General features: G+C 36.0%; 12 protein-coding genes. 2 read left to right on the forward strand and 10 right to left on the reverse strand.

Annotation, left to right across the window (positions count from 1 at the left end; genetic code table 11):
• Positions 1 to 75: 75 nt before the first annotated feature.
• The 5 genes from AC07SW_RS05650 to AC07SW_RS05670 all read right to left on the reverse strand — a co-directional run bounded on the left by AC07SW_RS05650 (position 76) and on the right by AC07SW_RS05670 (position 6404).
• Positions 76 to 1305, reverse strand: coding sequence for an MFS transporter (locus tag AC07SW_RS05650; RefSeq protein ID WP_135022781.1), 1230 nt, complete (start codon positions 1303 to 1305; stop codon positions 76 to 78).
• 37 nt (positions 1306 to 1342) lie between these two features.
• Positions 1343 to 2104: a type I 3-dehydroquinate dehydratase gene (gene aroD / locus AC07SW_RS05655; RefSeq protein WP_135022780.1), complete on the reverse strand. Its 762-nt coding sequence runs from the start codon at positions 2102 to 2104 to the stop codon at positions 1343 to 1345.
• A gap of 45 nt (positions 2105 to 2149) precedes the next feature.
• Positions 2150 to 3352 carry an MFS transporter gene (locus AC07SW_RS05660; protein ID WP_034571717.1) on the reverse strand — a complete coding sequence of 401 codons (1203 nt, stop codon included), beginning with the start codon at positions 3350 to 3352 and terminating at the stop codon, positions 2150 to 2152.
• A 124-nt stretch (positions 3353 to 3476) separates the two neighbouring features.
• Positions 3477 to 4343: a shikimate dehydrogenase gene (locus AC07SW_RS05665; protein WP_119907556.1), complete on the reverse strand. Its 867-nt coding sequence runs from the start codon at positions 4341 to 4343 to the stop codon at positions 3477 to 3479.
• Between the two features lie 27 nt (positions 4344 to 4370).
• Positions 4371 to 6404 (reverse strand): oxidoreductase, encoded by a 2034-nt coding sequence (locus tag AC07SW_RS05670; protein ID WP_494632420.1) that lies wholly within the window; start codon positions 6402 to 6404, stop codon positions 4371 to 4373.
• A 156-nt stretch (positions 6405 to 6560) separates the two neighbouring features.
• On the opposite strand from AC07SW_RS05670, the gene AC07SW_RS05675 reads away from it, so the two are divergent.
• Positions 6561 to 7463: a LysR family transcriptional regulator gene (locus AC07SW_RS05675; RefSeq protein WP_119907554.1), complete on the forward strand. Its 903-nt coding sequence runs from the start codon at positions 6561 to 6563 to the stop codon at positions 7461 to 7463.
• A 44-nt stretch (positions 7464 to 7507) separates the two neighbouring features.
• Here the strand turns inward: AC07SW_RS05675 and AC07SW_RS05680 are convergent, their stop codons facing one another.
• Together AC07SW_RS05680 and AC07SW_RS05685 are read right to left on the reverse strand one after the other, a co-directional pair.
• Entirely contained in the window at positions 7508 to 7876 is a 369-nt protein-coding gene (locus tag AC07SW_RS05680) for a YccF domain-containing protein (RefSeq protein ID WP_034571729.1), read from the reverse strand.
• Between the two features lie 58 nt (positions 7877 to 7934).
• The gene (locus AC07SW_RS05685) at positions 7935 to 8657 is read right to left on the reverse strand and encodes a TraX family protein (protein WP_034571731.1); all 723 of its coding nucleotides are present in this window, start codon (positions 8655 to 8657) and stop codon (positions 7935 to 7937) included.
• Positions 8658 to 8889: 232 nt separating this feature from the next.
• Between AC07SW_RS05685 and AC07SW_RS05690 the strand changes: the two genes are divergently transcribed.
• Positions 8890 to 9048 (forward strand): hypothetical protein, encoded by a 159-nt coding sequence (locus tag AC07SW_RS05690; RefSeq protein WP_494632422.1) that lies wholly within the window; start codon positions 8890 to 8892, stop codon positions 9046 to 9048.
• A gap of 97 nt (positions 9049 to 9145) precedes the next feature.
• Here AC07SW_RS05690 and AC07SW_RS05695 read toward each other — a convergent pair whose 3' ends face one another.
• The 3 genes from AC07SW_RS05695 to AC07SW_RS05705 form a co-directional block, all read right to left on the reverse strand.
• Positions 9146 to 9808, reverse strand: coding sequence for a discoidin domain-containing protein (locus AC07SW_RS05695; RefSeq protein WP_494632423.1), 663 nt, complete (start codon positions 9806 to 9808; stop codon positions 9146 to 9148).
• A gap of 25 nt (positions 9809 to 9833) precedes the next feature.
• The gene (locus AC07SW_RS05700) at positions 9834 to 11915 is read right to left on the reverse strand and encodes an endo-beta-N-acetylglucosaminidase (protein ID WP_494632424.1); all 2082 of its coding nucleotides are present in this window, start codon (positions 11913 to 11915) and stop codon (positions 9834 to 9836) included.
• A gap of 250 nt (positions 11916 to 12165) precedes the next feature.
• The coding region (locus tag AC07SW_RS05705) for an isopeptide-forming domain-containing fimbrial protein (protein ID WP_494632425.1) at positions 12166 to 12898 on the reverse strand (733 nt) is incomplete at its 5' end.

The following is a 12898-nucleotide window of genomic DNA, read 5'->3' on the forward strand; positions in this document are numbered from 1 at the left end:
AACTTGAGTGGTTCTCGTCAAGTTGCTTAATCCAATATAAACTTTCATTGTCAGTAAATCCCATACGCCTTATACTCAGTACTCAATTGTTTCATTTCCAACTAGCACATCAGCTTCTTCTATTCGATGCAATCTTTGGTACCTAACATAAACAAGTATCGCTAATAAAAAGCCCACTAACGTGACACCTGCATTGAAAATCATGACAAGTTTTATATTTACTTCACTCAAATTCCCAGTAATCAAAGGAATCAGCATCACTGAAAATGAAGTCATTAAAGTATAATAACTTGTCATCCGCCCTTTGTTCCTTGGAAATAACTGTAGCAACAACGTCAATGCCAGTTGCCAAATACCACCTGAAGAGAATAGCCCAATGCCAAATGCTGCAATACTCGCACCTATTTCTGTTGGGAAAATGAGAACAAATACTAACACTAAAAAAGAGGCCAATGTGCAGCTTAAAATAACAAGAATCGGTTGCACCCATTTTTTTACAATAAAAGCTGTCAGAAAAACAGATACTAATGATCCAACGCTGTATAGGCTGATCAGCATTAAAGAATTGCTTTTCACCATTCCGGCAATTTCCTCTGCATACTGTGGCAACCATAGGACAATAATATTAAATGTCGATACTGAAGTAAAACCAAACAAGATAAGCGCAGTGCCTTCTAACCAAAATTTTGGTTTTCCGTTTAGATGAATAACAGGAGTCTGTTGCTTCTCTTTCGCCACAGTTCCAAGAGCTGGAAATTTCTGTTGCGACATAAATACTAGATTAGCACAAATCACTCCTAAACATAAAATAAAACTGATGCCATAATAAAATTGATTTGTTAATAATCCCCCTACTAGAATTGGCAAAATAAATTGACCTGCTGAAATAAAAGCCTTATTTAAAACACTCATAAAACCACTAGAATCAGGGTATGCTTCCATCAAAGCTGGATAAGTTCCAGTGTCCAATAAAGCATTAGCAAAGCCTGCAAACAAGGTAAAAAAACTTGCAATCCAAATAGAATTGCTGATTAATATACCTCCAAAAAAAACAACATAACTCGCCATTCCCATTAAAACAATCCGTTTGCGACCAAATTTATCTGACATTCGTCCAGCAAAGTATAAAATCAAAATGCGACCTAAACCGATTGAAGAGATTACCAAAGACATACCCGCAGCCGTCGTACCAAATTGCTTCATTAATGGTACCATATTTTGTGCTAAAATAATGGCCGCCATTCCTTGTAAGATATAATTAATATACAAAGACATGACCGTTGGAAAATAAGGATTTTTACGCATCTTGGTTTCTCTCTCCTATCAGTTGATATTGGTTTTATTAAATACTATCGTGTAGAACATTTAACATTGAACGTAACTCCGCTACTGGAACTTGACCAGGTGCAGATGCTTGTTTTGCTGCTCCAAAGGTCATAGCAGAACCAAAAGTTTCACCCGCAATGCGGCTGACAACTCCCATGCCTCCCATTGACATGGTGACGATTGGACGATCTGCATACTTCTCTTTCATTGTATTGGTTGCAGATAACAACGTTAGTACATCTTCTGTTGACGTTGGCATAACAGCAATCTTACAAATATCCGCTCCCAGTTCTTGCATTTTACGTAGTCGGTTGATGATTTCTTCTTTTGGAGGCGTCTTGTCAAAATCATGGTTGCACATCACAACTTTCACTTGATGATTTTGTGCTTTAGCAACAGTGGCTTTCACTTCAGCATCTCCCATAAATAATTCGATATCAACTAAATCCACTAAACCACTTTCCATCATCATTTCATTTAATTGGAAATAATAAGTTGATGGAACCTCTCGTTCGCCGCCTTCTTTTTTTGTTCTAAATGTAAATAAAATCGGTGTTTCTTTTAAAATCTCTCTAATTTTAACGCCTATTTTTTTTACTTCTGCTAGTTTTTCAACTTCTTCAAAAAAATCAACACGCCATTCAACAATATCTAAATCCAGTTCTAGTAAGTTGTTAGCTTCTTCAAGTAATTCAGCTACCGTTTTCCCCACCATTGGAACACAAATCTTAGGTGCCCCACTACCTAATGTGACATTTTTTATCGTAACAGTTTTCATTCCAATTCATCCTTTACGTTGCATTTTTTAGAATAACAACTCATTTTATTTTGAAAATACTTTATTATACCTTACGTAAATAATAATCGCTAGCAAAAATCCAACTAAGGCAATGCCAACATCAAACAACATAATATTAGCGACACTTGTTTTAGACATTTGTCCGGTAATTAAAGGAATTGTAAAGGACGCAATACTTCCTGCTGTGTAGAAAATACCGGTAACCGTCCCTTTACCTGCTGGGAACATCTCTGACATCACTGTTAAACCTAATTGCATGACACCACCAGCAGCGCTGAATCCAATCACAAATGCACCAATCATGCAGACAAGAGGCGTTGGGAATAACCATAGGATTAATAAGGATACAAAGGAAATAAACGTATAGATCACTAAAAATTGAATAGGTTTGAACATTTTTTTAACTAATGCTGATGTTATAAAAACACAAAGCAGTGAGCCAATACTGTAATAACTAATTAACGCTCTAGAGGCAGTGTCTCCCATTCCTGCAACTTCTGATCCATATTTCGTCAGCCATTGACTGACAAGGTAGAAGGTAGCTTGTGAGATATAACCATATAAAATAAAACACAGACCTTCAACGGCAAATTTCACTTTTTTAACTGGCTTTGCTGCTACTGTTTGAACTTCTTCCAATTCCGCTTCTTCATTAACGGCTTTGCCTTTTTGATCTGGAAAGGGTTTATTAAAAAGATAGATTGCATTTGCTACAAAAATAGCAATGGCAATAACAAAAGACCAACCATACCAAGCTCCTGTTGAGATAAGCAATCCTACAATCAATGGCAAGGCGAATTGACCTGCTGAAATAAAGGCTTTAATAATAACATTCGCTGTTCCAGGTGATTCTGGAAAAGATTCCATTAACGCTGGATACGTGCCTGAATCCATAAAGGAATTGGCAATCCCAGCTAATATTCCAAAGAAATACGCGACTGCAATACTTGGACTAAATAAAATTCCGACAAAAAAGGCGATATAGGTCAACATACCAAGATACACAAACGGCTTTCTTCCAAATTTATCCGATAATGCTCCTGAAACAAATAGCACTAATAAACGTCCAATTCCAAGTGAAGAAATCACAATTGCTACTCCAGCATCATCTGTTCCCCATTGACTTCCTAATGCTCCCATATTTTGGGCTAAAATTAAAACACCCATACCATGAACGAAGTAGTTAATATACAAACTAATCGCCGTGGGCATATATTTATTTTTCATTATTAATCTCCTTAATTTATATTTGTTTATTATTTCACAATGATTATTACTTCTAGTTGATAATACCTACTTTTATAAAAGAAGCCCAAACCTACTGATTCAGGCCTTTTTATTCAATAAAAATTTAATTAAATAACAACTCACGAATATAGTCAACAGGCATTTCTTCGCCTGTCCATAATTCAAATGCTGCTGCACCTTGCCACAGCATCATCCCTAATCCGTTTACCGTTTTACAGCCTTGCTTTTGGGCTAATTTCAATAATTTAGTTTCACTTGGAACGTAGACAACGTCAGCAACAACCAGCTCTTTGCGTAACATTGTTGGATCCGTAATTAAACTTTCCTCTTGTAAGGGTTTCATGCCAACACCTGTTGCATTTGTAAAAATAGCACTTGTCGCAATTTCTTTGCGTAGTTGTTCTTCATCACTAATATCGTATAAAGTTGCTTTACAATCCGTTTTTTCATTAATCATTGAAACGGTTCGTTCTGCATTTTTGTAGAAATCATCTTTACGATTAAAAATAGCCAACTCCTTAACGCCATCCAGTGCCGCTTGGATACAAATAGCCGTTGCCGCTCCTCCTGCTCCACAAATCGTCATTTTCTCTCCGATAATCGAGACATCTGCTTGTTGTAAACCACGCATAAATCCTGTTCCATCTGTAATATGTCCTGTTAAAACCCCATCATCATTGACGATTGTGTTAACGGCTCCCACCATTTCTGCAGCTGGAGACAATTTATCCAAATGGCTTAAAACAGCTTGTTTATTCGGCATTGAGATGTTTGAACCGCGCATGCCTAGCGCACGAATGGCTTGAATGCCATCTGCTAATTGATTGTTTCCAACTTCAAAAGCAAGATAAGCATAATCTAAACCTAATTTTGCAAATGCTTCGTTGTGCATAGTTGGTGATAAGCTGTGTCTGATTGGTGTTGCCATTAATCCAATTAAAATGGTGTGTCCGTTTAATCTTTCTGTCATGTTGAGTTGCTCCTTTTTTATTAACGTTTATTGGTAACTATATTGTTTCAATGATTGACGACCCTTTTCTCGGTCTACTTGATGAACGGTTGTTAAAATATCGCGAGCCTCTTTTGTCCCTTCATATATACGGCGGGCTACTTTGCTATCGCCAAGATTAACAACTGTTGCTCCACTCTCTTTTTGGTAAGACATTAAAGGTTCCATTAATGGACGCTCTGCCTTCATACCCAAGCAGACAAAGCCTAAGTCAAAAGGAATATCGACTTCTTCTCCCTGTTGCATTACTGTAAAGGAAGCTTCATTTACTTGTGTCAATGCTGTTTCAGTATACGTAGCCACTCCATGACGTTGAATAATGTCCATCATTGAGATACGTGTAATCATATCTAAATCTTTACCTAATGTTGGTTGCATTTCAACAATCGAAACAGATTCCGCATGTCGTTCTGCATAATACTCTACAACATCTAAGCCGACTGCGCCACCACCGATAACAGCAATTCGTTTTCCAGTAAATTCTTGGAAATTTTCCATATTGTTTAGTAAATCAAAAATTGAAAATACCTTACGATTTGGGTTTTCAAGCTGTTCTTGCAAGCCTTTGATTGGAGGCAACAAAGGTTTTGCACCTGTTGCATTCACAACAATGTCCGGTTTAATTTTTTCAATCATTTCTACTGTTGCTTTGGTCTGTAAGTGAATCGTTAAGTTGGGCAATTGTTTGGCTCTCTCTTTTAAATAAATAACATAATCATCAATTCTTCGCTTATCAGGTAAGCGAGCGATTTCATGTGCTAAGCCTCCTAGATAAGCTTTCGCTTCAAATAATATTACTTCAACGCCAACCTCTGCTGCAGTTGTAGCTGCTTCAAGAGCTGCAGTACCACCGCCAATAACGACCATCTTCAGATGATTTTTTACTTGATGCTCTTTGTAGGCATCCTCGTAAATCACATCTGGATTAACCGTACAACGTAAGGGACGAGATTTGGCAATGCGATGATCCGCACATCCAATGTTGCAAGAAATACACTTACGCAATAACTGTTCTTCGCCATTTTTTACCTTATTGACCCAGTTAGGTTCAGCAATTAACCCCCGACCCATTGCTAATAAATCTGCGTCGCCTTTAAGTAAAATATCATTGGCAATTTTAGGACTGCGGATATTTCCTGAGGTAATCGTCACTTTGCCAAATTTCTCCTTCACAGCTTTTGCCATATAAGAGCGCCAACCATCAGCCAAGTTCATCTGGTCGATTTGATATTGAATGCTGTCATTTAACGCTGCCGAAACATTTAGAATGTCAATCTCTTTTACAAAATAGGTTAATAAATCTAGGGTGTCTTCTAATGTATTTCCACCTTCTAATAATTCATCCGCACTAAAACGGAGACAAATCGGGTAATGTGGGCCAACCGCTCTTCGAACTTCCTCAACAATTAATTTGGCAAAGCGTGAACGATTTTCTGGGCTTCCGCCAAATTCATCTGTTCGTTGATTGTACAGTGGCGATAAGAATTGGCTCACTAAGTAAGAATGGCCTGCATGAATTTCAACACAGTCAAAGCCGGCACGTTGCGCGCGATTGGCTGCTTCACCATATTTTTTTACGATTTCTAAAATCTCTTCTTTTAAAAGAGGACGAGGAACGGCATTTCCTTTTTTAGAAGGAATATTGGAAGCTGAAACAGCTTGTTTTCCTTCTAAGCGTAGACCATATGCTGAGGCTCCCGCATGATTGATTTGAACTGAGGTACAAGCACCATACGAATGCATGACTTCATTAAATTTCCATAAGCCAGGTAGATACTGATCATTATCAATTCGGAGCTGCGTCGTTCCATTAGTTCCCATTGGATAGTCGATACAAGCGTTCTCTAATGTAATCAAGCCTGTTCCACCTTTTGCACGTTGTTCATAATAGGTAATATGTTCATTGTTGAACGAACCGTCCATATTGGCGAAATTGGTTCCCATCGGAGGCATAATCACACGATTTTTAAGTGTCATACGTTTAACTGTCAATGGTTCAAAAATTGCTTCATAATTTTCCATTTATTAAATCCTCCTGTTAAATTCATTAATATAACGATGTATTGCTCTCTATTTCACAATTAAATTGTAACGTGAAATTTTCTATTAATCTAATGCATATTTTTATATTTATTGATAGAATAAAACTATCAATAAAAACAGAGAGGTGATAAAATCATGAATTTGAAACAACTTTATTATTTTAAAACATTAGCAAGAACACAACATATGACGCAAGCTGCCGAATTATTAGCGATTACTCAGCCTAGTTTAAGCCATTCTATGGCTGAACTTGAAAAAGAGCTTGGAACTTTTTTATTTGAAAAGCAAGGACGTAACATTCGTTTAACTAAATACGGTGACTTCTTTTTGTCCTATGTAGAACGTTCACTAGATGAATTGGAACGCGGTGAAAAAGCCTTAAAAGAATTAACTAGTCCAGACAAGGGCCACATTGATTTAGCTTTTATCTATACTTTAGGTGCTCATTTTGCTCCTCTTTTATTAAAAGAATTTTCGACTCACCCAGACTATCAACAAATCTCATTTTCATTAAGTCAAGGCAACACAAAAGACCTATTAACTCATTTAAAAAATGAAACCATTGATATCGCTTTATGCTCTATGGTGGTTCCTGATGAACAAATCCATTTTGAACGAATTGCAGAAGAAGAGGTCGTACTAATTGTTCCAATTCATCATCCTTTAGCCGAACTTGAAGAGATTGATTTAGCTGACACGGCTCCTTATCCATTTGTCTTTTTTAATAAAAAAAGTGGGTTACGTCCTATTGTTGACAGTATGTTGGCTGAAGTAAATATCTCACCTAAAATCGTTTGCGAGGTAGAAGAAGACCATACTTTAGCTGGTTTTGTGGCTTTTGGACATGGGATTGGTATTTTACCTCGGATAGCAGCATTGGATCATTACGCGGTTAAAATTATTTCGATTAAAAATCCAAGCTACCATCGCTTTATTTATGCAGCTACCTTGAAAAACCACTATTTAGCACCTGCTACACGCTTATTTCGCGATTTCGTCGTAAATTATGGCCAAACATTTTTTCTTCATAAACCTTAATTTTTCCCATAAAAAAAAAGCTCTCCATAAAAAGAGAGCTTTTTTTAATAACGGTAAACAACTTGTGCGCCAAATGGCATTAATGCTAACTTGGCTAGTTTAAAACTTTGCATCCCAAAAGGAATACCTACAATCGTGATACACAAAATCACACCGCTAACTACATGAGCAAATGCTAATGGTAAACCACTTATAATCAACCAAATAATATTCACCACTAGTGAAAAAGAATTTCCTCCGTAGACAACTTCTTTTCCAAAAGGAAAGAAGGTTAGTCCTGCTAGTTTAAAACACTGTTTGCCAATTGGAATGCCAATAATGGTAATTGACCATAAACATCCCGCTAAAATCCAGCCTAAACCGGAAACTAATCCACCAAAAATAAACCAAATAGCATTTCCTAGGCAACTCATTAAAACACGTCCTTCATTATTTATCTATATTAATTACTATAACATCTGCCTTATTTTTCTACAACAAGTTCGCTGAGAGCAATGCAATCAACCATAAATGAATAGGGTAGAAAAAATAAAAAAAGTATTTTGAAAATAAATTGTTCATTCCACGTTTGCCATTGTATAAATAAATAAACGGCAACACTGTAATGAACATAAAGTCTGAATTATAAGCTAGCATATCTAGTGTCTCATATAACGTTGGATAACTAACAAAACTCATACTAAACAATACTACTGACATCACTAAATAAAGAACATTTCGTACTTTAGGTTTATTGCGACATAAGTAGGTAATTAGCATAAAGGGTAATTCTACCATACCGCCTTCGGTAAAAATAATCCCCAGAGCCAATACCAAAATACTTGCTAAAATCAAGAAGCTTTTTTTTAACCCCGACGATTGTTTCGATACTAAACTAATTAAATAAAGCATAGCAATTCCTGTTGCTAACGTAAGAAAAATATTGTTATGAACTACAATCGCTGGATTCTGAATGAGCCAATTGATTACTCGATTGCCGATTTCCATAAAAATGGCCATTCCTGTTAAACGTAATAAATAACTTTTACGATTCCTTGTATAATGAAATCCCTCTACTGCCATATAACAAAAGAAAACACCTACACATCGTGTTAAGACATGAAATATCCCTCCAACTTCTGGGGGAACAAAATACCCAATATGATCTAAAACCATTAAAATGGCCATCATAAACTTTAATGTAGTTCCTGACATTCTTATAACTCCTCCACTTTTCAAAAAACTGTTATTTTATTAGATATTAAGAATACCATATATCTTAGGTCTTCTTCCTTTTATTGTGGTGACATTTCTTCTATTTGACCTTACATTTTTGATAGTTTATTTCTACCTTCATATCGTTATCTTTCTTTCGATAGAAGTTGTATACTTAGCGTAGCTTATCTTTACCTAAGTTTTGCAATGCAATTTAATTAGGAGGGATTTTATGTCGACGAAGGATGCAGGTGGATACCATAATCGTGAAAATTTTCAAGAGCTAAAAAGTAAAAATGTTTTTGATGCAACCGTCAACAAAGCGAAACAACATAAAATTAAAGAAAAAGAACAAGAAGAGGCTAAGAAATTTAGTGATAAAAAAGAATAGAAAAGCGACTTGATTTAAGAATGTTCATTTCTTAGATCAAGTCGCTTTTATTGGTTTTCTTGGTAAATTTTATAGAATCGCAGATTGATTGGGTCGCTTAATTGTTTAGAACTTCAATTCCTGTTTTTTGAAAGCCTAAAATTTCAAATTCATAAATTCTAGCTACTTTACCGGTTTGTTCTGCTTTATTTAACTGTAGTTTTACATATCTTGCCTCTGTTAATGGTATCGTGTCTTCTGTTACACCTGCAGTATTTTTTTCACGCTGAACTACTTGAGTCCAATTTTGGTTGTCTTGGCTAACAAGTATCTCATAATCTCTACTATTCCATTCTGGATTTTCACCACCAGCTTCAGCATGGGCAGTCTTAAATCCGATAATGGACGTAAGCTTGCCTAGATCAACCATCATCCACGGGTGATCGTTTCCATTATCACACCATTTTGTTTGAAGTTTGCCATCTAATGCTTGCTTTGGTGATTCATTAGTAGATGTAAAGCCTGAAGCTGTTGCATTAATAGCTGTTAAAGACAAATTAACTATCGGTTCAGTAAAGCTATCGTCGTAAACAGTGATATAATTTTCCTTTGTTGCTGTCGTACTTCCTGCTTGGTTGCTTGCCGATAACTGAATCGTATATTTTCCAGCTTTACTAAACGTTGTTTCGACTTGTTTTTCGTTACTCTTGTCAGGAGTTCCTCCTTCAATTGTCCAGTCTAATTTTTCTGCTGACAAAGAAGAGGTACTCGTCAAGGTCACTTTTTCACCAACTTTTACAAATGATTTATTTGCTGTAAAGCTGGCTTGTGGCGCCTGTAAGTCCGTAAAGGCAAAGGAATACTTGACTTGCTTGGTCCAGATGCTCCAATTGATTCTTATCTACCGGTACAATAATATAATTTAATTGATTCGTACTAGGACGTTTTTGTTTCGTTACATAATAGGCCGTATTTGCTGTTGATCCTTCAAACTGTCTTTCACCTTGCTCATTTATACGGTAAATATTATATATTGAAGTAGCATCACCTTTTGATTCCCATTTTAGGCGTAGGTTTGCATAAAGGTCTTCTTCAATTGATTGTCCTGCAATCGTTGCATTTTCTACAGGGCTCACTACTAATGGGGTTTCATCTTGAATAGCAAATTGCCCTAAATTAATTTTAGTGCTTGCTTCTGTCGTTCCGTTTATCGTTAAAGAGATTTTATCAATCGTTTTATTTTGGAAACGATTCAACTCAAAACGAGTTTCTGTCCAAGACCCAATTGCGTTCGTAGTTCCCTTGATTGTTACAGGAGCTGTCTCATTTTTAAAATTCAGTTTCAAGGTCATTTCTGCTGGACCTTTTGAAATAATTTTTGCGACTTCATTCCCCGTTAGGAGCAATTCACTTTTGTATAGCTTCATTGTTGTTTCACCTTGTGGAATGGTTGAACCTGTTAAAGAAATAGACGAACCGCCATTAAAAGCATCACTATAATCAATGTCCGCTTTTAATTGATTGCCTTTGTTGTCCAAAATCCAACGATAGGTTGGCATTACATCTTGAATACTGCGATTGTTAAAGGTTCCTTCCTTACTTAGATTGCCATTTTGATAAAAACGATCTCCGTTTCCTACATTAAAATTCGTCGTAAAAGGCAAACTTGTAACAGGTGATTTCTCCACGTAATAGCGTGAAATACCTTGCCATTCATTTGACTGCATACTTGTATCACGAGGATCTCCTGCTGAATTGACCCAAAACTTCTCTTCGTTCTTCCAGTAGGTAGGAATATCATAATTAGCGCCATCTCGTAATGTCCAGTCTGGGCAATATAAACCTAAGGACACTAATGGTTTGCCGTTGACTACGATTGAGCTTGGCTTAGTTGCTGTATTAAATCCTTGTGCTTGAACATCAATTCCGGCAAATAAATCATAGGGTGAGCGGGTAAGCTCCGTCGCTTTTTTGGCAGAGCTAGCTAGCTTACTTGGTGAATATTGCCAGTTGAAATCTAAAAACATATTATCTGAAACTTTTTTATCGTTATTTTGAAAATACATTTTATTGCGATCGTTTAAGGCACCTTGCCATGAAATACTGCCATTTTCTAGCATTGAATCATACCACATAATATCCATTTCTGGTTTTTTATGTGCTTGCAGATACGCTAGGAATTCTTTCATTGCTTTTGCTGTTGTTGGATTGCTTGCTGTTTCTTGATTGATAAACCAACCGTCAAATCCATAGTAATCAGCTAATTCAAGTAATTTATCTGCCATTGGAAAACTACCATCTGCTGCTTTTTGAACAAATTGATCTACCCATTCTGGTTTGCCTCCATAAGCTGTTGGTGGAAAGAAGACTGTTCCTAAAACTGGCACGCCATTTCGGTGAGCAGAATCTGTCAAATCGCCACTAGGTGGGACAATGATTCCTTCTCCTGCTGATCCTGCCCAAGCAACCATCGTATCAATGTACTGCCAGTGAGTAAAATTATAGACTGCTTTATCTGAACTGCCTTGTGATGGCGTCCCACTAGTGTTACGATTAGCAATTGCTAATGACACAACTTTAGCATCTAGGCTTTGATCTTTATTGGTTTGTTCACTTTTAATTCGCTTAGCTAAAGGGACTTTTGAGACGTTATGAATACTATCCGCATCTGTTGCTGGATTCCATTTTTTTAGTTCTTCTGGGAAAAAATGCGAAGCAGTTGGGGCTTCTTTTATTTCGGGGATTTCATTTACTTGACCACTTGATACGGTGGAAATTGGAGTGCTATCTTCTCCTTTTGCAATGAGTGCATTTGAAAAATTACTAGCTAATAAAAACAAAACGCTTACATTTCTAACGTTACGAATCCATCTTTTTTTATTTTTCACTATCCAACTCTCCCTTTTTTTAATTTCAATCTGCAAATCTTAATTTACCAACTTTAGCATAGCGAAGTGGTTTTCATAAAGATAGAGACATTTTATTGTTTTTTTGTAACAAACTATATTTTAAAAATATTTTTTATAGTTTAATTCAAGTATTAATGTAATATTTAACAAAATCAGGTCATTTTTTCTTTATAGAAAAAAATGACCTGATTAGCTACTTTTTATTTTTAATTAAAATCTTTTAAAATGCTTATTTTTTTAAATTATTTTTGCTTATTTTTTTTCTAATGGTAACTACCATACTCACTCCTACTATTGAAATCAAGCTACCAATAAAACTAAAGATAATGGTATTATTCTCACCAGTTTGTGGGAAAAGACCATCGTACCATTTATTTTGTGGTTTGATTTCTGCACTTGGACTTTGTGGTTTTTTTGATTCATCTTTTATATTGGCAATATTTGTAATAGTTTTTTTATTTTCAGCATCTTTATTTACCCTAGTTTTAAATTGAATAACATGCACTTTGGTATCGGCTATTTCTGGATAAAAAGCTGATATTGTTCCATTTTTATATTCTAATTTCACGTTAGACAAGTGGTCTGTCTCACTTATTAAAGATCCTTCAATAAAGGTTAATCCAACTGGTAACTGATCTTTTATACTCACCTCTTTTACAGTGCTGTCTTGAATACTATTTTTCACAGTAATTCGATAGGTGATAATTTCGCCAATTTTTGGGGTTTTATTATCCACAAGTTTTTCCGTAATTATTTTGCCTACATTTGTTTCTCTTGGTTTATCAGGTTTTTCCGGAACTATAGGAACTTCTGGTCTATCTGGTGGGTTCGTATGGTCGTCAATGACTGCTTGGTTCACGATTGGCGTACCTGCTACTGCCTCTGAGTTTACTTTTACTTTGAAAACTAGGCTTCTTGTTTTTGTATCTTTAATGTTTTTATATTCCGCTACTACTTTATTG

This window comes from Carnobacterium sp. GW821-FHT04C06, from assembly GCF_059420345.1.

What these genes read in the sequence shown, in the direction of transcription:
- AC07SW_RS05685 (WP_034571731.1), bottom strand. Translation starts at nt 8,657, where the DNA reads ATGTCAGGAACTACATTAAAGTTTATGATGGCCATTTTAATGGTTTTA.
- AC07SW_RS05660 (WP_034571717.1), bottom strand. Translation starts at nt 3,352, where the DNA reads ATGAAAAATAAATATATGCCCACGGCGATTAGTTTGTATATTAACTAC.
- AC07SW_RS05650 (WP_135022781.1), bottom strand. Translation starts at nt 1,305, where the DNA reads ATGCGTAAAAATCCTTATTTTCCAACGGTCATGTCTTTGTATATTAAT.
- AC07SW_RS05680 (WP_034571729.1), bottom strand. Translation starts at nt 7,876, where the DNA reads ATGAGTTGCCTAGGAAATGCTATTTGGTTTATTTTTGGTGGATTAGTT.
- AC07SW_RS05665 (WP_119907556.1), bottom strand. Translation starts at nt 4,343, where the DNA reads ATGACAGAAAGATTAAACGGACACACCATTTTAATTGGATTAATGGCA.
- aroD (WP_135022780.1), bottom strand. Translation starts at nt 2,104, where the DNA reads ATGAAAACTGTTACGATAAAAAATGTCACATTAGGTAGTGGGGCACCT.
- AC07SW_RS05670 (WP_494632420.1), bottom strand. Translation starts at nt 6,404, where the DNA reads ATGGAAAATTATGAAGCAATTTTTGAACCATTGACAGTTAAACGTATG.
- AC07SW_RS05675 (WP_119907554.1), top strand. Translation starts at nt 6,561, where the DNA reads ATGAATTTGAAACAACTTTATTATTTTAAAACATTAGCAAGAACACAA.
- AC07SW_RS05690 (WP_494632422.1), top strand. Translation starts at nt 8,890, where the DNA reads ATGTCGACGAAGGATGCAGGTGGATACCATAATCGTGAAAATTTTCAA.